The sequence below is a fragment of the Desulfoluna spongiiphila genome (genome assembly GCF_900101345.1).
Taxonomy (GTDB): Bacteria; Desulfobacterota; Desulfobacteria; order Desulfobacterales; family Desulfolunaceae; genus Desulfoluna; species Desulfoluna spongiiphila.
Genome location: NZ_FMUX01000001.1, coordinates 697186 through 716305, shown reverse-complemented (window position 1 = coordinate 716305; position 19120 = coordinate 697186). Strand labels below are relative to the sequence as shown.

Genomic DNA, 19120 nt, shown 5'->3' with positions numbered 1-19120 from the left:
AATCAATGAAAATATACAGCTATAGTCCCATAACAGGAGAATACCTCAGATCCCTTGACGCTCGAAAATCACCACTTGATGATAGTTTCTTGATTCCAGCTCATACTACGATACACTCGCCGCCTGATTTCGATGAGAATGAGGTTGCCGTTTTCGGTGGGGATACATGGATATTGAAGCCAGATTATCGAAATAAGGCTTATTACGATACAGTAACACGGGCTTGTTATGAAATAACTGAGATAGGTGTAAAACCAGATGCTACTTGGACCGATAAGGACCCCGTTGCGTATTCTTCATGGAATGGCAACGAGTGGGAAGTGGATTTAAGTATTTGGCTGGATACTGTGGTAAGGGCGCAACGGGACGAAAAGCTATTAGCATGCGACTATACCATGATGCCGGATTATCCGATTGATCAAAACAAGCGGGGGGAGTGGGAAACATACAGAATGCAGTTGAGGGATCTTCCTGCGACGTTGACCGCAGTGACCGATTCGATTCCGTGGCCTCCAGCTCCTGATTAAAGTTGGGGAGGGGCGTCATTTAAGAAGTGAGTGGTGTGTAATTACAAGGTACAAGGAACGAATCCAGAAAGCCCTGTTAATCAGGGCTTTTTTAATATTTTGTTTTTAAAGTTAAATCCGTGTAGAAACAATGATAGTACTTCAAAAGTAGTCAAGGCATTCTTTGCTTGCACCGATAAGAATTGGTGTTGTTTGATTAAGGAATTATTTCTGATGATAAAAGTAGATGCATGAATTCTGATGTTTGGAGGTTTGCAGTGTTTCGAAATGTTATAGGTGTGTTGGTTCTAATCTTTTGTGCTGCTTGTGTTTCTTCGGCTCCGGCACCACTCAACTTGGCTTCATATGAAGGAGAAAAACCATTATATCCGGCAGTGCTTAAAGCCTTCTATTCGAATAAAGCTCCATTAGAGGAGATCGATGTCTATAACGACTATTTCAGGTCTGGCTATATTTATAGGTATGATTTATTGATAAAAAATCGTTTTAAACTAAAAGTTGAGTTGGTTAATAATACTGTTGATGTTCAAATCATCGGGCTTCAGTTCCTGAAGTCAGGAACAGAAAAATGGAAAGACCATACGGTAACTCTTGGGTTTGATCAGGAAGGATTTTGCAATACCATTTCACATGCAATTACAACGACGTTGAATGATCCTAATGAATACAACTCAGTTAAACGAGAGCTGTTAGAATATTTGCCATTTAACTATTGCGTACTTAAAGATCTTACTGATGCTGGAAGGGTAAAGTGGCTTAAGGAAAATATGGAAGGGCGTATTTATGATTTGGATTTTAATATGGTAAATGTCACTGACAATACCGCTCCGGAGAATATGAGATACTATACGGAGGGTGATCCAAGGTATACAGCCTATCTTGATTGGAACTCAGATAACGTTTTGTCTGGGTTTTCAATATCTATGCAAACTAATGATGAAAAATTTGCACTTATGAAAAAAGGAAGTTCCGTGAAAACGAAGGCTGTTTTGTTATCTGGACGGAATAGTCAATTTACGGATCGGATTTTGTTACGCTTGAAAGAAATTACTCCATAAAGCTTGAAAGGCACAATTTGAATTGTGGAAGTTTTTGTGGAAGTTCTTGCAAAAGGAGAGCCTATTTACAGGGCTCTCCGACGCTATGAAATGATACAGATGAAAGACGGTATTTTAAGTATGATTCTGATTTTACAGGAGGATTGGTTTAACTCGGGATCTGGGTTCGATTCCCGCCGCCTCCACCAATTTCTCTTATAAAAAAATCAAATGTTTGAAGAATTAAACTTCCGAAATTGTTGATCAGTTTCGGGGATGTTGATCAACGTTGATCAACCGGTTTCAAAGGGATCACCTTCCCCTCTTTCCCACGCTTCTCTTCGATGATTTTCGTCATCTCAAACGCCGAATTATTCTGTATCTGGCAGTAGCGATCAAAGGCTTTGCTCGTGGTATGGCCAGGGGCCTTTCGTATGCCGTGTCCCGCCGTACAGGTCAACCCCTTCCACCCCGATAGCCTCGTACGCCTTCCCCCACCACTTGGATAAATCCTCTGCCCGAATACATCTTCTGCGTTTGATAAATGCGGCCTCCGATAACCGCCAGCACTTCCCTTTCGGGCATGGTACATAGAGGGCGAACGTTAATGAGACCTGAACGAAAAGAAGGGAAACAAACCATGACCACCATATTTGCACCAGGCTGCGCACTGGCCATTGAAAATCCTTGGGCGGCGGAACGCATCGTGGCCCTGCTGGATGAGCACATGGGGCCCATCCAACGGCTTGATACCTGCTGCAGGAATTCTACGGAACTGCAGCCCGGCACCACCGTGATAAATGTCTGTGCGGGATGCGACAAACGCTACAGGGAAAATTACCCTGACTGCACCACGGTGTCTCTTTGGGAGATCCTTGATAAGGAGGAGTTCTGGGATTTCCCGGACCACAAGGGCGCATCCATGTCTGTGCTGGATCCGTGTCCCGTGCGGACCGAAAGCAGGGTGCATGATGCCGTTCGATCCCTGCTTGTGAAGATGAACATAGAGGTCAGGGAAGCAGAGAAGATCAGGAACAAAAGCATCTGCTGCGGGGACAGTGCCTGGGGCGTGTTGCCAACAGATAAGATTATCCGGAAAATGAAACAGAGGGCGGATCAGATGCCTGAAGAAGAGGTCGTGGTCTACTGTGTCTCGTGCATCAAATCCATACACAATGGCGGAAAGATACCGCGCCATTTGGTGGATTTGCTTTTCGGCAACCCCACAACCATAGGCACGTGCGATCCCGATCTGTGGCACGGTGAGCTGGAAGCCTATGTGAACGCCCACTGAGTAGGTACGTTCCCTGCATAGGACTTTTTCCAACACAACAAAGCCCATGACGCCGAGCGCCTATGGGCTTTTTGTTTTTTGATTGTCTGGCCGTTGATTGGTTGCGGTATCGGATAACGTCCAGAAAGAAGACGTCTATTGGCGGTTCACCCTGTTTGGCGTGCATGGCTTTCACAGGCGCGGAAGACGGTGGCCCGAATGCATGGCGGAGGAGTCCTGTGATCATGCCAGCATCAGCGTAGCTACCCACCGCTTGCTCATGGCTGAGGCAGGTGCGGGGTGCTTTTTTGTTTGTTTAATTTCAGTTTTGGGTGCTGGTTCGTATTAAGCCGCAGGCTCAGCTTCAGCCGCGGGCTCAGCTTCAGCGGCGGGCTCAGCGTCAGCCGCGGGCTCTGCATCAGCTGCGGGCTCTGCATCAGCTGCGGGCTCAGCATCAGCCGCAGGCTCAGCTTCAGCCGCAGGCTCTGCTTCAGCTGCAGGCGCTGCTTCAGTCGCTGGTTCCATTTTAGGTGCTGGGGCTGGTTCTGCCATGCCTGCTTCGTAGGCATCTTTGTCAACTTCGATCACCTCAGAGTTCTGTATGATGATCTCTTTTCCACTGGCCGTGTCTTTGAACTCGATGGCACCGTTGCTTTTCTTGTTGATTTTTTCAGTGTAGTAGACTTTGTCGCTTGAAGGATCTGTTACTTGGTAATAGGTGCCGCAGGCCGCCAGTGAAACCATCATAATCAAGGTCAGGATTAAAGCAGAAACGTTGATCTTCATGTTAGCTCTCCTTTTTTAGATTCGAGATTACTTCAAATTTGTAAAGGACCATGGGTTTGAGTTTCGGCCATACGGCATAACGTCTTCCCAATGTTGCCGGGACGATTTTTTTGTTCATTTTTTTGTGAATTACGAGAGCGCTTTTCATCAGAAGAGGCAGTAAGTCTCTATTTGCCCGGGATGGTCTGATTTTCATAACACGAGAAAGCCATACTGGAATTGGGAAACGATCATACCGCATTGCATTGGCATGGCTTCATACGTTCAGGCAGCGATGATCTGTCTTGAATGGTCGAAGCAGATGAAAGGCGCATGGATGGTGAAAGCTTCGGAAGAAGAGGGCGATGAGCTTAAAAATTATAACCGTTCAAGTTCACGGTGCGGCCGATCTGAAATGGATTTTTCAGGATACGCGATCTGACGTTCTAACAGGGGCTCAATCTATGGTGGTGCCAGGCGTTAAGCCCTTCGCTCGGTATTCATAATGGGAAACCCTAAAGCCCATAAAAAAGAGATGTTATCGTTAATAATCAGCCCAATTGGATGCAAAGTCAATCATTTTAATTTGTCATACGTGGCATACGAAAAATGACGAAAGGAAAAACACATTTGGTATTGAGGGCGGGCCTCAGCAACCCCGTGAGCCACCCTGACAAACGGGCCCTCTTCATCATCCAGACGCATTCCAGATAAGAATAAAGGCAACCTCTCTTTTGGTCGATGATATCAATCAAGGGCTGGCGCATGCATTGGCGGTTGCCGCCCCTTTGAAATTTAACTATTGAGTGGTCTGTTGAGATGTTGCGCCCTGAACCGGATTGATGGATGCGTTGTGGATAATATACTGGATTATTGCGCCCGGCTGCTGAGCGGTTTGATGACGCTGCTTGCTGCCCCCAATTATACCGCCATCTTCAAGGGTGGCCTCGCCGTCCTGTCTGATGCAGGGCCGTGGCAGCTCCTGGGGCTGTTTCTGCTTGCTTCCATCGTGATGGTATGGCGGCTCAATGCCTTTGAGAAGCGCGGCTTTGAGGGCACTGCCATCGGGACCATGGTGATGCCGTACTGCTCGGGGTTTTCCAACCTCGCCTTTGCCTATGTGATGGGAACCACGGGCGGAGATGCGGCCATGGTCCTTGAAAACTGCATCGTGAACAACGTCACCAACCTGACGGTGCTGTTGGGCATTCCCGCCCTGCTGTGGGGCCTGACCCTTACGGGGACAAAGGAAGACCGCTCCGCAGAAAAGCTTGATTACCTCTCCTTGCTCCTTACCCTCATTGCCATGGTGTTTTTTACGTGCGTGACCTGGGCCCTGGGCCGGGACGGGGTCCTGAACCAGGGGGACGGCCTGGTGCTCATGGGTCTGTTCCTCTTCTGGCAGGTGTTTCAGGTCTTTGATGTGATGAAGACCAACGTCCAGAAACACAGGGCCGTGAGCCTCTGGGTCGTGGTGGATATCCTGCTGGTAGGCGGGGCGGCCTGGGGCACCTATGTCAGCATCGAAGGGCTGGTGGCCTGGGTTTCGGCCGGGGGCGGGGGGATTATTTCCACAAGCCAGATCGGTATTTTAAGCGGCCTGCTCATGGTGGTCCCCAACGGGATTCTTGCCTTTTATTATGCGGCAGTGGATCGCTCCGACATCGCCTACTCGTCCCAGATCGGGGACGGCCATATCTGCATTCCCATGTGCATAGGCATTTTCGCGTTTTTCTCTCCCATCCGAATCCCCGATTCCTTTGAAACCGGGGCCTTCACCATCATGGCGGCGGGTGCCGTCCATTTCTTTTTTGTCGGGGTCATGAAGCGTCTTCCCCGGGGCGCAGGGGCCCTGCTTGCCGCAAGCTACGGCTATTTTATTTATAAGGGTATCCTGGGCTGAGTGAACACGGCATGCCTCCGGCGGGTCGCTTTTTTGAAAAAAAGCTCCGCAAAAAACTTTCCAAATGAACAAATCAAACTGTCCAAATTGATTCTGCGAAGCCCGGAAGAATTGACTTGAAACCTGTTTGTCAAACTTTTCAGTAACTATTCAGCTTATGCCTCCGGCGGCCCTGCCGCGACCTTCAAAACAACCGCAAAAGATCGACCGGAACGGAGCGCCGCACTCCGGTGCGGCTTTTTGGTCCATCGTTACCCGTGCCGCACTGGAGTGCGGCGCTCCAGGGGACAAGGGTATTCGGGGGGGGGGGGGGGGACGTAAATACGCCGATGCTCTAAACGATGATCAGGGCCGCGTTTGTTTGAAGGGCGAATGTGATTTTCCCTGAGGAATCCGCCTACGCCCATGTCAATGCGTCACCATTCGACCAACGTCAATGGGCTACGGCGCGACAAGCGAAGGGGAAAGTGCATTCGCAACCTGCTTTCAAGGTGGCACACCTTGCCGCCGGAGGCTTCTTTTTGGTTTTTCTCTGAGCCCACTTGACCCATGTGAATGCAACCCTACGCGGTTTCCACGCACGCTTCGTCCAGGGCATGACTCCAGAGGGTGGCTCTGTTTCTGCCATCGTGTTTGGAGCGATAGAGGGCACGGTCGGCCCGGCTGATCCATTCCAGGGCATCGCAGGGGGAGTCGTCCGCCCGGTTTTCTGCCACGCCGAAGGAGAGGGTGATGTGAAGGGAGTCGCCGGGGATGGGTTTTCCGGCCTGGTCCACCTTGGGGAAGGCGTGGGTTTCGATTTTTTTCCGGATGCGTTCGATCATGGAGAGGGCTTCGGGGCCCGTGGTTTCATCCAGGACCAGCAGGAACTCTTCCCCACCGTAGCGCCCTGCCACGTCAAAGTGTTTTCTCATGGAGGTGGAGAGGAGCTCGCCGACCTCCTTGATGACCATGTCTCCCTGGATGTGGCCGTGGGTGTCGTTCACGGCCTTGAAGTGGTCGATGTCGCAGAGGGCCACGGAGGCAATGGCCTTTGGCTTTCGGGCAAAGCGGTTGCGGATGCGGGTGGCTTCCTCTTTGATGCGACGGCTGTTGCAAAGGCCAGTGAGGCTGTCGTAGACGGCGAGTTTTTCAAGCTGGGCCTTGATGAGGATGGTGCTCAGGAAGTTGCACATGATCTCGCAGACGCTGGCCTCGTAATCCCTCACCCTGGACTCCTGGCCGCAGTAATCGCCGCCGAAGAGGTAGCCGCCGCCTAAGCTCTCCGGGAGGTAGACAAACCCCATCATGTCGCACCCTTCGTTGGGCACGTTGATGCAGGAGACCTTGCGGGAGGAGAAGGCCTTGATCTCGTTGATGTAGATCCCATCCGTTCGAGTCAGATCCAGGATGAGCTTTTTCCCTTCCTTCAGGTCCTCACGGTAGCCCTGGGGATCGAACACGCGTGCCACTTCCAGAATCAGCCAGTTGTCCACCACGTTGCAGACTTCGTAAAGGACACTCACGTCAAAGGACATGGCCTTTTTCATGATCGTCAGGGGCATGGTGAAGCAGGCGTCCCCTTCGGTGCCCGGGTCCATGCCGGTGAGAAAGGAGCTCAAGGAGCCCAGCTGGTTGAGAATGTGTTTGGCGTCTGTTTCGGCCTTGTCCATATCGCTGCGGGTCATTGCGCCCTCCTTTGCCCGTTGGTCAAGTATGATCAGAAGGGTCACTATCGCAAGTTTAGGCCCAACACGCCAGATTTATGTGCTGTCTGTTTCTGGTGGCATGGAAGAATGGGAGGTGCCGGTTTACCCGGGCGTTGGCATGGGCAGAGGAAAGCCGGGCCCTGGGGCCCGGCTCGGGTGAGGCCATGGCAATCGGTTAGTTGTCGTACCAGATGGTCTTGGTGGCCATGTACTGCTCAAGGGCTTCAAAGCCTTTGTCGCGGCCGCCGAAGCCGGACATTTTGTAGCCGCCGAAGGGGGTGCCGATGTCTCCTTCGGAGAAGCAGTTCACGGAGACGGTGCCCGCCTTGATACGCTGGGATACGCGGTGGGCGCGGCGAATGTCCGAGGTGTAGATGGAGGAGGCCAGGCCGTATTGGGTGGCGTTGGCCAGCTCGATGGCTTCTTCTTCGGTTTTAAAGGTGGTGACGGCAAGGACCGGGCCGAACACCTCGTCGTTAAAGAGGGACATCTCCGGGGTGACGTTGTCGAAGATGGTGGGTTCGATGCACTTGCCCGCACCGGCATCCACGGCCTTGCCGCCGTAGATGAGGGTGGCTCCCTCTTTTTTGGAGGCCTCGATGTGGGCCAGCACCTTACGGAAGTGTCCCTCTTCGATCATGGGGCCCATGAACACGGACATGTCCGCGGGGTCGCCGATTTTCCATTCGGGCAGCTTGGCGACGATGGCTTTGATCACCTCGTCTTTGATGCTCTCCTGCACCAGAAGGCGGGAGCCGCAGCTGCAGTTTTCGCCCATGTTGTAGAAGGCGGCGTCCAGGATCTGGTCCACCATCTCGTCCACGGGGTAGGTGTCTTCGAAGATCACCTGGGGGCTTTTGCCGCCGCACTCCAGGACGATCTCCTTGAGGTTGCTGTCCGCGGAGTAGTGGAGGAAGTAGCGTCCCACCTCGGTGGAGCCGGTGAAGGAGACCACGTCCACCTCGTTGTGGAGGCCCAGGGGCTTGCCCGTGGCTTCGCCGAGGCCGGTGACCAGCAGCAGGGCGCCTTCGGGGATCCCGGCCTGGTGGGCCAGCTGCACCATGCGATAGGTGCTCAGGGACGTCTGCTCAGCGGGCTTGACGATGATGGAGTTGCCTGCGGCAAGGGCCGGGGCCACTTTCCAGGCAAAGATGGTGGCAGGAAAGTTCCAGGGCAGCACCGCGCCCACAACGCCCATGGGCTCTTTAACAACCATGCCGAGGTTGTTGCCGGGGGAGGGGGATACCTTGCCGAAGACCTTGTCGGCTGCTTCGGCAAACCAGGAGATGGTGTAGCTGGTGTCGGGCAGGTCAAAGCCGATGCACTCCTTGAGGGGCTTGCCCACGTCTTTGCACTCCAGGGCGGCCAGCTCTTCGGCGTGCTCGTCGATGAGCCGCGCCCACTTCTGGATCACCAGCTTGCGGTCGTAGGGGGACATGCGGGACCAGGTGCCCTTTTCAAAGGTGTCCCGGGCCACGGTCACGGCTTCGTTGACCACTTCAGCGTCGCAGAATTCCACATGGCCGATGACGCTGTTGTCAAAGGGGTTCAAGGTGGGCGTCATGGTTCCCTGGGCGCTTTTCCTGTTGGGGATGATGGCCCTGGCTTCAAGGGTTCCGTTTTTTGCCTGTGCAAAGATATCCTCTTTGGATAACGGTTTGGCGTAGGTCATATTTTTTTCTCCGTTTAACTGCATGTGTGTCAATAGACATGATTCAAGTGCCTCCGGCGGGTCGCTTTTTGAAAACCTTCCGCCTACGCGCCAATCTGACGACTATTAAGTTTGGCTTCGCTAATCCAGCCGTCATAATCATCGGAAAGGCAAGGGCGCTACGGCGCGACAAGCCGCAAAAACTTTCCGGTTGCATTCCCTTCTGGGACCCAGAAGGGAATGGCGATTCGTTTCGTAAAAAAACTTTCATTATGGCAACGGATCGCGAATAGTTCGAAATCGCCCGGAAAACCTGTTTGTCAAACTTTTCAAAAGTTTGGCCCCCGGCAGGGCCGCCGGAGGCAGAACATGCCTTAATTATTTAAGTAAATATTACGACTGGCACGGGGGCGTGACGCCCCCTGCGCAGGACTGCTTTCCGCGATAGACCATGGCCAGGCCGCCCACCGAGGTCTCCCGGTAGAGGGCGGGCAGGTCGTGGCCCGTGAGTTTCATGACGGAGAGCACCTCGTCAAAGGAGATGAGGTGGGAGCCGTCGGACAAAATGGACATATGGGCAACGGACAGGGCCCGTGTGGCCGCGCAGGCGTTGCGCTCGATGCAGGGGATCTGCACCAGGCCGTCCACGGGGTCGCAGGTGAGCCCCAGGTGATGCTCAAGGCCCATCTCTGCTGCGTACTCGATCTGGCGCAGGGAGCCTCCCAAAAGCTGGCAGGCCGCCGCAGCCGCCATGGCACAGGCCGAGCCTACCTCGCCCTGGCAGCCAACCTCCGCGCCGGAGATGGAGGCGTTGCCCTTGATGACGTTTCCGAACACCCCGGCCGTGGCCAGGGCCTGGACCATGTCTGCATCGGAGTGTCCCTGCTTTTGCTGCAGGTAATAGAGAACACCGGGCATCACCCCGCAGGAGCCGCAGGTGGGGGCGGTGACCACGGTGCCGCCGCCTGCGTTTTCTTCTGATACGGCCAGGGCATAGGCGGTGATGAGGCCGGTCTCCTGCATGGCATCCCCGGCAGAGCGGGTGCGCTGGTACACGGTCCAGGATTTGCGGCCCAGGCCGATGGAGCCGGGCAGCACGCCCCGGGCGGTGAGCCCTTTTTCCACGGCGGCTTTCATGGCCTGCCACACCGCGGCCAGGTGATCAAAGGCGGCGGCGTCTTCGTGGCTCTGAACGTATTCCCAATAGGTGATGCCCCGCCCATGGCAATGGTCCATGATCTCCCCGAGGGTTTTGTGGGGATACACGGGCTCTTCTTTCAGCGTCATCTCGCCGGGGGTTCGGATGCTGCCCCCGCCCACACTGAAGAAGATTTGCTCACCAAGCAGCTCCTTCCCGTGGGACAAGGCTTCAAACTTCATCCCGTTGGGGTGCTGGGGCAGGCTGTGGTCCGGCTGCCAGGAGACGTCCAGGCGGTCCCGGCCGAACACCTCGTAGAGGGCCTGGTCGGTGAGGTGACCTTTGCCGGTGGCGGCCAGGCTGCCGTACAGGGTGACCCGGAAGCGGCTGGCCGAAGGATACCGGGAGGCAAACTGCTCAGCGGCAAACCTGGGGCCCATGGTGTGGCTCGACGACGGGCCGAGGCCGATGCGGTACAGTGCGCTTAAGCTCTCCATTCATCCTCACCGAAAAGACCGGGCAAAGGCCACGATGTCGTTGATCAGCACGTCGGGTTCCTCCAGGGAGGCAAAATGGCCGCCGTGGGAAAAGGCGGTCCAGCGCTGAATGTTGTAGAGGCGCTCGGCGTAGGAGCGGGGGGGCCAGGGAAAGCTCTCGGCCGGGAACATGGCCGCGGCCGTGGGAACCTCCACCCTGGGTCGCTCTTTGGTGCCCAGGATGCGTCCTCCCTCTTCCCTTCGTCCGTAGTAGATCCAGGTGGAGGTGTTGAAGGTCTTGGTCACAAGGTAGACCATGATGTTGGTGAGCATGCCGTCTTTGGTGTGTGCGCTCTCCACGTTGTCGCCGTCGATGTCCGACCAGGCGTGGAATTTTTCCACGATCCAGGCGGCCACGCCCACGGGGCTGTCCATCATGGCATAGCTCAGGGTCTGGGGCTTGGTGGCCTGCTGGGTCCGGTAGCCGTTTTGCAGGACCACCCTGGGCAGGGTCTCGCAGGATCTGGCCCAGGCTTCCTCTTCCGGGGTCTGGGGGCCGTCAATGTGCCTCATGGTGGGGAAGTTGATGTGGATGGCCCGGCAGTGATCCGCGTGATCGTAGCCCAGCCAGCTGGAGATGGCGCTGCCCCAGTCCGCGCCGTGGGCGTAGTAAGAGTCGTAGCCCAGCACATCGGTGACCAGGCTGTTGAGGACCCCGGCCATGGCGCGGGGACCAAAGGGGCGGGGAGGGCGGCCGGAAAACCCGAACCCGGGCAGGGAGGGCACGATGACGTCAAAGGCGTCTTCCACGCGTCCGCCGAACCGCTCGGGGTGGGCCAGCTTTTCAATGATGTCCAGGCTCTCCACAAAGGAGCCCGGCCATCCGTGGCTGATGAGCAGGGGCATGGGGTTGTCCCCGCTTCCCTTTTCAAAGATGTAGTGCATCTCGATGCCGTCGACCTCGGCCTTGAAGTGGTCGAAGGCGTTCATCTTCTGCTCATGGGCTCGCCAGTCGTAGCTCTCAAGCCAGTAGGCGCAAAGCTCTTTCATGTAGTCCAGGTTGGTTCCATGGTCCCACCCTTCGTCCTGGGTCATGTCCTGCCATGGAAAGTCGGCGACCCGTCGGCGAATCTGTTCAAGGGTTTGTTCCGGAATATCAATTGTAAAAGGCGTAACCATAAAACATGTCCTTTGCAGCCATGTTGGCCTTGGGAAAAAAAGACGGACCAACATGGTGTTTACTATTTATATATATTGGGTTGTGTGAGCGCGCAGGCCGACGGGTGGCCGGCCCGTCACCATGCGCAACACAAGGCGGTATGCCGAAACCAGGGCACGCCGCCTGGAACGTGCGGTAAGAAAGCTGCTACCACGCGCGTTTTTGCACAAACTTGAAGAAGAACAGGGCAATGGGCATCATCACAATGTAGGCAATGAAAATGGGCAGCATGATGGACCCTTCCGTGGGAATAAAGGGCAGGTTCAGGTACACCAGCTGGATCAGGGGCAGGATGAACACGTTCATCACGGCCAGCTCCACGGCGGCGGGGGATTTGAAATCCGGGTCCACGATGCGGAGCAGCAGGATGCCGGAGGCCACGGTTCCGGTGTAGCACCCCAGGATGGCCAGGCCCCGCTCAAATCCGTACTCGGGCATGCGGCGGGCAAACCAGAGGATGAGGATGTAGGTCACAAGGGCGGCCACGGCAACGGTGGTAAGGAACGGCACGATGATGGCCTGGATGTCGCTCATGGAGATGCCCATGAACACGGCACAGATCATGTAGTCGATGGTGCTGCTGGTGACGCCGCGGACCGTGGCGTTGTCCAGGACATGGAGGCGGTCGATCTTTTCAAGCACCTTGCGGGTGACAAGACCCGCGATCATCCCCCAGGTATACAGGAGGCCGAAGCCCAGGCCGTTCACGCCCTTGGGCATGTTGATGGACCAGGTCAGGGCAAACACGTAGCCCACGCCGTAAAGGGCCGCCATGACGGCAAGGTGGAAGGCCAGGTTGTCGATGTTGGCCGGGTGGGTGGTGGTTCGGGTGCACTCGGTGGCCTCGCCTTTGCCCATCATGCCGGTAAGAAGGCTCGCGGGAAGGGTTTTGGAGCTTTTGTCCGCAACCCATCCGTTTTTGATGCCCCGGTTGGCCAGGGGAATGCCGAGGCAGATGGCACAGAGGAATCCCATGGCACCGAAGGCAAGGCCAACGCTGCTGGCACCCTGAACCCCGTAGGTGCTCTCCCAGATGGTGCCGAAGGCCTGGGCCGCGCCCGGAGACTGGGAAAAACCGGAGCCCACCAGGTAGCCGAAGCCGGTGAAGAACTCGCCGCCGGTGATCATCCTGGCGAACTCAAAGATCGATTTGCCGGTGACGCCCTGTACGGCATAAACCAGGCAATACATAAAGGCCATCCAGAGGGCCCCGTTCTGCAGCCACGTGGACTTGCCGCGGGCCACTTTTTTGTCCTGCTGCAGCAGGCCGATTCCCACAAAGCCAAAGGCAAACAGGTGGAAGACCATTACCCCGAAGACCTTGGGTGGAATGGTCATCCAGCCTTCGGGCGTGGGCATCCCGATGAGCCCGGTGTTCAAAAGGACAAATCCGATGACGCCGCCGATAAGGGACGACGGGATCAATCGATTTTGTAAAAACGGAATGTTGTTACGTAAAAAAGCACCACCAACAAGCAGAATACTGATCCAGATAAAGGCGCCCACGTACGGGTAGAATGTCGCTGACAAAAAGACCTCCTCTCGGTCCAAAGGGATGCTTTTCTTTGACCCGATAAAAAATAAATTCCCCTGTGTTACACAAAGGTGCGTCGGTGCACGCTTCGGGTAACATTCTGCAAACCAACGCCCCGGAATAAGAGCAACAAGGATGCCAACTCGCTGGAAAATAAGGGAGGCAGGTCTAATCAGTTTAATTTACGTTGGTTATGAATCCTGATCATGGAATCTGTCGGCCCTGCCGGGCGCCCGCTTTTTGCGGTGATTTGTGCAGGATTGCCCGCATGATTTCATAAACTGATATGATTTAAAAGGGTTGGATGATTGTGCAGAATTGCACGGTGTGCAGAACTGCACAAGGCCTGGGGGGCGGGGATTTATTTTTTTCCCGAGGTGGCCCGGGATCGTTTTTATCGCTCTGTCCGAAGGCCGTGGAACCTCCCATGGGAAGCTGACGTGTGGAAGGGCAGGTGGCCAAGCCGGTATGCGTCATGTGGGGGCCGTCAGGGCCAATCCGGCTGGGTGCCTGCTGTCAATCTTCCCTTGAAGTTCTGTGACAGCTTCTATACTCATCAATGGTAACACCCTCGACATTTCAAATGCGTCGTGGTAACTCCTTTTAAATTCAGATGATTGGTGGATCGGTCTGCTTCCTGACAGGACGGCGGCAGAAAACAGCAGGCACATGAACCGGTGTGAGGGGGGGCTCTCTGTTTCAGATGGCAGGGTTCCCGGTTTCAGGCTCCGTAACCCCAAATGAAGCATGGACGGCAATGAGCGATACAACATACGAAGTTCCCTATTTTCAGGAAAAATACGGCCACCTCTTCAGTGAGATGGATGCGATTTTAAACGTGCTCCACGAAGGGGTCTGCATCAGCAATGCCGACGGGGTGATCCTCAAGATGAACCCCATGTACGAGCGGCTGTGCGGTTTGCCCCCGGAGGCTCTCCTCGGGAAAAAGGTGAGCTTTCTGAACAGCAAGGAGGGGGTGTTTGACGAGGCCGAACCCCATGCGGACCGTGTGGAGCAGAAAAAAGGGATCTTCATGGGGGCCGTGAGCCCGGTTATTTTGAAGTCCAAGCGCCCGGCAAGTTCGGTTCAGCAGACCAGCGGCGGACGGAAAAACCTCCTCCACGGCTACCCCGTCCTCAATGCCGACGGGGAGGTGGAGCTGGTGGTGACTTTTATCCGGGACATCAGCCACCTGACCCTGTTCAAGGAGCAGATCGAGTACCACAAACACATCTTCCAGACCTTCTGGAGCAACGTCCAGCATGGTGCCCGGGAGGTGACGGCACCGGACGCCGTTGTGGTGGAAAGCCCGGCCATGAAACAGGTGATGTCCCAGGCCCGCAAAGTGGCCGCCACCGATGCCACGGTGCTCATTCTCGGGGACACCGGGGTGGGCAAAGGCGAGGTGGCACGGTACATCCACGGCCAGAGCGACCGCTCCGGCAGCACCTTCTTCTGCGCGGACTGCACCAGTATCCCGGAGAACCTTATTGAGTCTGAGCTGTTCGGCTACGCCCGGGGCGCGTTTTCCGGGGCAAGGCGTGAGGGCAAGCCCGGCTACTTTGACATTGCGGCAGGCGGCACCATTTTTTTAGACGAGATCGGCGAATTGTCCCTGAACGTGCAGGCAAAGCTGCTTCGGGTTCTCCAGGATCAGGAGATCATGCAGGTGGGGAGCCTGAAACCCAAAAAGATCGACACCCGGATTATTGCGGCCACCAACGTGAATCTGGAAGAGGCCGTGGCAAAGGGCACCTTTCGCCAGGACCTCTACTACCGCCTCCAGGTGAGCGTCCTGGACATTCCGCCCCTTAAAGAGAGGCGCGAAGACATCGAGCCCCTGGCCCGGTATTTCCTTGAGCGCTATAATCTGAAGTATCGCAAGCAATTCTATTTTTCCGACGACGTGGTGCCCGTGCTGTTGCGCCATGGCTGGGCGGGCAACGTCCGGGAGCTGCAGAACATGATCCAGGGCATCGTGATCACCCTGGATAAAAATGTCATCGAGCCCGAGGATTTTCCGAGGCTCCTGCCAAAGGGTGCAGCCCATGCCTCCGAATCCTACGTGCCGGTGAAAGGGCAGGGGGGCAAGTCCCTCAAGGAGATCATGGTCGAGATTGAGTACGACATCCTTAAGAAAGCCATGGAGACCTGTCACTCCACGGAAAAGGTGGCGGAGATGTTCCGGGTGAACCGCACCACCGTGTCCCGCAAACTCAAGGCCGGAAAGAAACAGGGGCCGACGGATTCCTGACCCGGATCGTTCACGAGTCGGGTGCGCTTCTATGCAAGGCATCAGAACGCTTTTGCGGCGCTTTTTTCAAAAAGCGACCCGCCGCATACTGAATGTATGTTACCCGAGCCTCGCCCCAAAGCCCTTGTCGACACCTTACGGGCGTTCGTCCTCCATGCCGGCGTCTGCCTTGATTATCTCCCAGCCGTCATCCACCACACAGCTCGGAGCTTCCATCTAGGGCCGTTCCCCTCCGTCGGCCCGGCGCGATCGCCCCTTTCCTCCACGGCTCACACGGGTGTTCCCCCATGGCGGGCCCTTCCGTTTTATTTTGGTTATCCGTAGAATTTGAATTGAAAACGGACAGGGATTGGCGTAGGCAACCCCAAAGGGGGTGCTGAATACGCCGCCCTGTGTACCGTCGCTGAAAAAGGGGTGAAGCCCGAGCCCCAAGGAAGACCGTGTTTCCTCCGCAACTCCCCGGCCTGCGCATGGCTCCCGCCCCTTTTTGTGTTAATCCCCCAGACCTCGTGTGGAGTGATCATGGACAGTTCAAACCGACTTTACTTTATGGATAACTTAAGGAGCCTCACCATCATCCTGGTGGTGGCCCTTCATACATCCCTTTGCTACATGGCCTTTGCCCCGGAGTGGTGGTATGTGCTGGACCCCGAGCGCAGCCTTTTCTTTACCGCCGTGGTCCTCGTGCTGGATGTCTTTATCATGCCCGTCATGTTCTATATTTCGGGGTATTTTCTCTTTGCCTCCCTCAGAAAGCACGGCACCGGGCGCTTCCTTAAGGGCAAATCCATGCGCATCGCCCTGCCCTGGGTGGTGGGGGTGCTTGTCCTGGCCCCGCCCCTTGCCTACATGATCTACTTTTCGCGCCAGATTCCCGTCTCCTACCTCGACTTTTTCACCCATGATTTCTGGGGAAAAGCCTATCAGCAGGCCCACTACTGGTTTATCGGGGTGCTCATGGGGTTTGTCCTGGTGACCACGGCCCTGGCGTCGGCCTTTCCCTCCCTTGTGAAAAAGCCCGGCCAGCAGAAAGCGCCCGGCCCTCTGTTCCATGTGGGCTTTGTGGCCCTTGCTTCCCTTATTTTCCTCGGAGCTTCCCTTGCCTTCCCCCTGGACAGCTGGATTCACCCCGGGTACGTGTTCGTGTTCCAGCCCGTGCGCATCGGCGGCCTGTTTCTTTTTTTTCTCCTGGGCATCTACTGCGAGCAAAGCGGCTGGTTCACCCCGGGCGGCTATGAACCCAAGGCCCTTCCCTGGGGTGTTCTCGCACTGATCTCCGGGGCCCTGTATCTGTACATGAAGCTCATCTTTCCGGAGCCGAAGCTCACCACCCTGCTTCTCAAAGCCACCAACGCCGCACTGTTCAATATCTTCTGCTACACCTGCATCATCTGGCTCCTGGCCCTGTGCAAAACCTGTTTCAACCAGACCGGGCCCCTGCGCAAGCACTTCTCAGACAACTCCTACGGCAGCTACTATGTGCATCAGTTCTTTGTGTTCGGCGTCTCCTACGGCCTCACAAAGGTTCAGCTGCCTGTTTTCCTGAAATTCTCGCTGACCTTCACCCTGGCCGTTACCCTCTCCTGGGCAACCTCGTCCCTGATGCGCAGCAGCGCCGCCATGCGCCGGGTTTTTTAAACCCAACTGCAATGAAATATCCGGACCAGGGCCGTGCCCCGGCACCCGAGGCCCCCCACACCTCGGTGCCGGTTCATTGCCGCAGGGCCGGGGGCTCCTCCATTCGGCGGGGCCCCCGGCCTTCCGACATCTTCTCCTGTTCCTCCCTGTAAATCGCCACAATCCGATCGATCTTTTCATACTGCCGGGCCAGCAGATCCTCGGCAATGGTCCGCACGCCCCATCGCTTGAAATCCACCTGAAGCCCGTTCCCACCCGGAGCCTCGGCCCCGTCCAGCTCCACAAGAAAAGCCCCCACCGATGTCAAAAGCCGGTGAATGTCCTTGATGGCGTCACACAACTCCACAATCTCCGACCCCGAGAAAATCCCGGGGATGGGTTGGGTCTCGGATATCGTCATGATGGACTCCTTATTTTTGTGAATGGCGAATGGCAAAGGGTGAAAGGTGAATAGTGAATAGTGAATAGAAAAAACAGGTTGCCATGGTGTCCGAAGCGCCGTGGCCCGTAGGGTGCGTTCCACGCACCAGAACCGAAGCGTGGCGTTCCTCGACGGCCTGCCAAAAGCGGAAGCGTTTGGGACACGATTATCTATCCCCCTATGACCTATCACCTGCAATCGCGTCCTACGCACTGTTGTCTATTCACTTTTCACATACAGAGGATTTTTTTCAGAGCGCACCCATGCTTCAAAAAGAGCACAGGCCCGCTCTGAAAAGGGGAAAGGGAAGACGTGCCTCCGGTGAAACCGGGACGAGGAGAATGGCGTATCGCTTTATATACCAGGGCTGCTGGAGCACGCGCAGAAATCCGAAGGAGCGTCTTCCCGGTCGTTAATCAGGGACGCACGCGTGCATGGGCCATTTGGCACAGCAATAGCGTTTGTAAAGGGGGTGTAGCGTACTGGGGATTAAGGAAAAATCGTCTTGAAAAGGATCTGGGGGTGGTGTAAAAAACCGCTTAGCCATGATGACCTCTCTCGAAGGTTGTTGTGGTTAGGCCTGGCAGGATGTTGGTAGCATCCTGTCGGGTCGCATCATGTATCGATAATAACTAGTTATCAGCTCCCACCATAATTTCATCATTTTAGCCTGTCAAGATTTTTATCTGAAAAATTCAGTTGTTACTCATTTTGAAGGATGTGGAATGATGCCGTGGGGTGTGTGCCGCCAAACGGCTCAAGATGAAAAACATGTGATCGCACCACCCCAGTGGGGATGGCGACAATGGCAAGGAGGCTTTTATGAAGACATCCCTACTCTCGATGGTTTTCGCTTTCATGGCACTCCTCATGTCATCCTATGCCTTTGCATCGGAAAACCCCTTTGAAAATTACAGGTACGATCCGTTTCAATTTCCGTACAAGGAATATTATTACACTGCGGATGTGGTGCCATTAACCCCGACTTCGAAGGCATCCGGGGTTCCTTTGGATTTGTTTGGCTTGTCCGCAGCCCTTCCTGCAAAATACATGGGGGAACTCGACAGAAAATCCAACACCCAGATTCAGGTGCGCTCCGAGCATGGGCTGGTGATCTTGCGGTATGAAGAGGACGACATGATGGGCTGTAGAAATGAAAAAGCAAGGGCAGGTAACCTTGATTTTTGTTCGGCCTTTAAGTCCACGCGTGAGTTTTACCAGAAGCTCTTTACATTGACCCCAGACAATGCCGGTACCCCTGTTAAACGAGGGGATCTGTGGGTTCTGCATGAGAAGGGGGTCTTTTTTGAGCACGCCGAGAAAATACGTATTTATGAAGGCCAGGAGATCACGGGGTATGCAAAGGCGTTTACCACTCCTGAATGGAAGATCCGGCAGGAGGTTGTCATTTTTCATGATCAGATTCCCAAGAAGGGCTACATTGTCATGGCGACGACCATTGACGATGACAGCATGGTCACCGCACTTCTTTCAAGCCTGAAGCCGATGTCCGGCGAAAAGTAAACCGTTGCGAATCTTAAAAATCCGAGGTTGCCCGAGAAACCGTTAAAGCGTAGGGTGCGGCTCCCGCATCGG

The 19120-nt window shown here is 55.2% G+C and carries 14 protein-coding genes; 7 read left to right on the top strand and 7 right to left on the bottom strand.

The window, feature by feature from the left end:
- Nucleotides 1-5: 5 nt before the first annotated feature.
- The 3 genes from BLQ12_RS03040 to BLQ12_RS03030 all read left to right on the top strand — a co-directional run bounded on the left by BLQ12_RS03040 (nucleotide 6) and on the right by BLQ12_RS03030 (nucleotide 2858).
- Nucleotides 6-527, top strand: coding sequence for a tail fiber assembly protein (locus BLQ12_RS03040; protein ID WP_092208063.1), 522 nt, complete (start codon nucleotides 6-8; stop codon nucleotides 525-527).
- A 230-nt stretch (nucleotides 528-757) separates the two neighbouring features.
- Nucleotides 758-1585 (top strand): hypothetical protein, encoded by an 828-nt coding sequence (locus BLQ12_RS03035; RefSeq protein WP_139163809.1) that lies wholly within the window; start codon nucleotides 758-760, stop codon nucleotides 1583-1585.
- Between the two features lie 619 nt (nucleotides 1586-2204).
- Nucleotides 2205-2858 carry a (Fe-S)-binding protein gene (locus tag BLQ12_RS03030; RefSeq protein WP_092208059.1) on the top strand — a complete coding sequence of 218 codons (654 nt, stop codon included), beginning with the start codon at nucleotides 2205-2207 and terminating at the stop codon, nucleotides 2856-2858.
- Nucleotides 2859-3182: 324 nt separating this feature from the next.
- On the opposite strand, the gene BLQ12_RS27265 is transcribed toward BLQ12_RS03030, so the two are convergent.
- On the bottom strand, nucleotides 3183-3623 hold the full coding sequence (locus tag BLQ12_RS27265) for a hypothetical protein (protein ID WP_175469459.1): 441 nt from the start codon (nucleotides 3621-3623) through the stop codon (nucleotides 3183-3185).
- Between the two features lie 832 nt (nucleotides 3624-4455).
- Here BLQ12_RS27265 and BLQ12_RS03020 point away from each other — a divergent pair.
- Nucleotides 4456-5505 carry a calcium:cation antiporter family protein gene (locus tag BLQ12_RS03020; protein ID WP_217640223.1) on the top strand — a complete coding sequence of 350 codons (1050 nt, stop codon included), beginning with the start codon at nucleotides 4456-4458 and terminating at the stop codon, nucleotides 5503-5505.
- Nucleotides 5506-6068: 563 nt separating this feature from the next.
- Here BLQ12_RS03020 and BLQ12_RS03015 read toward each other — a convergent pair.
- The 5 genes from BLQ12_RS03015 to BLQ12_RS02990 all read right to left on the bottom strand — a co-directional run bounded on the left by BLQ12_RS03015 (nucleotide 6069) and on the right by BLQ12_RS02990 (nucleotide 13207).
- Nucleotides 6069-7172 carry a GGDEF domain-containing protein gene (locus BLQ12_RS03015; protein ID WP_092208055.1) on the bottom strand — a complete coding sequence of 368 codons (1104 nt, stop codon included), beginning with the start codon at nucleotides 7170-7172 and terminating at the stop codon, nucleotides 6069-6071.
- Nucleotides 7173-7368: 196 nt separating this feature from the next.
- Nucleotides 7369-8865, bottom strand: coding sequence for an aldehyde dehydrogenase (locus BLQ12_RS03010; RefSeq protein WP_092208171.1), 1497 nt, complete (start codon nucleotides 8863-8865; stop codon nucleotides 7369-7371).
- 372 nt (nucleotides 8866-9237) lie between these two features.
- A complete protein-coding gene (locus BLQ12_RS03000) occupies nucleotides 9238-10479 on the bottom strand; it encodes an L-serine ammonia-lyase (protein WP_092208051.1) in 1242 nt (413 codons plus the stop codon).
- Nucleotides 10480-10485: 6 nt separating this feature from the next.
- Nucleotides 10486-11637 carry an epoxide hydrolase family protein gene (locus BLQ12_RS02995; protein ID WP_092208049.1) on the bottom strand — a complete coding sequence of 384 codons (1152 nt, stop codon included), beginning with the start codon at nucleotides 11635-11637 and terminating at the stop codon, nucleotides 10486-10488.
- A gap of 187 nt (nucleotides 11638-11824) precedes the next feature.
- The gene (locus tag BLQ12_RS02990; protein ID WP_092208047.1) at nucleotides 11825-13207 is read right to left on the bottom strand and encodes a sodium/glutamate symporter; all 1383 of its coding nucleotides are present in this window, start codon (nucleotides 13205-13207) and stop codon (nucleotides 11825-11827) included.
- A 761-nt stretch (nucleotides 13208-13968) separates the two neighbouring features.
- On the opposite strand from BLQ12_RS02990, the gene BLQ12_RS02985 reads away from it, so the two are divergent.
- Both BLQ12_RS02985 and BLQ12_RS02980 read left to right on the top strand, forming a co-directional pair.
- Nucleotides 13969-15465 carry a sigma-54 interaction domain-containing protein gene (locus BLQ12_RS02985; protein WP_175469458.1) on the top strand — a complete coding sequence of 499 codons (1497 nt, stop codon included), beginning with the start codon at nucleotides 13969-13971 and terminating at the stop codon, nucleotides 15463-15465.
- Nucleotides 15466-15987: 522 nt separating this feature from the next.
- The gene (locus tag BLQ12_RS02980; RefSeq protein WP_092208043.1) at nucleotides 15988-17103 is read left to right on the top strand and encodes an acyltransferase family protein; all 1116 of its coding nucleotides are present in this window, start codon (nucleotides 15988-15990) and stop codon (nucleotides 17101-17103) included.
- A 73-nt stretch (nucleotides 17104-17176) separates the two neighbouring features.
- Here the strand turns inward: BLQ12_RS02980 and BLQ12_RS02975 are convergent, their stop codons facing one another.
- Nucleotides 17177-17503, bottom strand: a complete 327-nt coding sequence (locus BLQ12_RS02975) for a hypothetical protein (protein ID WP_092208041.1) — start codon at nucleotides 17501-17503, stop codon at nucleotides 17177-17179.
- An 843-nt stretch (nucleotides 17504-18346) separates the two neighbouring features.
- Between BLQ12_RS02975 and BLQ12_RS02970 the strand changes: the two genes are divergently transcribed.
- On the top strand, nucleotides 18347-19048 hold the full coding sequence (locus tag BLQ12_RS02970; RefSeq protein WP_092208039.1) for a hypothetical protein: 702 nt from the start codon (nucleotides 18347-18349) through the stop codon (nucleotides 19046-19048).
- Nucleotides 19049-19120 lie beyond the last annotated feature (72 nt).

Excerpts from the sequence above, each read along its gene's own strand:
- BLQ12_RS03040 (WP_092208063.1), top strand. The coding sequence starts at position 6 with ATGAAAATATACAGCTATAGTCCCATAACAGGAGAATACCTCAGATCC.
- BLQ12_RS03035 (WP_139163809.1), top strand. The coding sequence starts at position 758 with ATGAATTCTGATGTTTGGAGGTTTGCAGTGTTTCGAAATGTTATAGGT.
- BLQ12_RS03030 (WP_092208059.1), top strand. The coding sequence starts at position 2,205 with ATGACCACCATATTTGCACCAGGCTGCGCACTGGCCATTGAAAATCCT.
- BLQ12_RS27265 (WP_175469459.1), bottom strand. The coding sequence starts at position 3,623 with ATGAAGATCAACGTTTCTGCTTTAATCCTGACCTTGATTATGATGGTT.
- BLQ12_RS03015 (WP_092208055.1), bottom strand. The coding sequence starts at position 7,172 with ATGACCCGCAGCGATATGGACAAGGCCGAAACAGACGCCAAACACATT.
- BLQ12_RS03010 (WP_092208171.1), bottom strand. The coding sequence starts at position 8,865 with ATGACCTACGCCAAACCGTTATCCAAAGAGGATATCTTTGCACAGGCA.
- BLQ12_RS03000 (WP_092208051.1), bottom strand. The coding sequence starts at position 10,479 with ATGGAGAGCTTAAGCGCACTGTACCGCATCGGCCTCGGCCCGTCGTCG.
- BLQ12_RS02995 (WP_092208049.1), bottom strand. The coding sequence starts at position 11,637 with ATGGTTACGCCTTTTACAATTGATATTCCGGAACAAACCCTTGAACAG.
- BLQ12_RS02985 (WP_175469458.1), top strand. The coding sequence starts at position 13,969 with ATGAGCGATACAACATACGAAGTTCCCTATTTTCAGGAAAAATACGGC.
- BLQ12_RS02980 (WP_092208043.1), top strand. The coding sequence starts at position 15,988 with ATGGACAGTTCAAACCGACTTTACTTTATGGATAACTTAAGGAGCCTC.
- BLQ12_RS02975 (WP_092208041.1), bottom strand. The coding sequence starts at position 17,503 with ATGACGATATCCGAGACCCAACCCATCCCCGGGATTTTCTCGGGGTCG.
- BLQ12_RS02970 (WP_092208039.1), top strand. The coding sequence starts at position 18,347 with ATGAAGACATCCCTACTCTCGATGGTTTTCGCTTTCATGGCACTCCTC.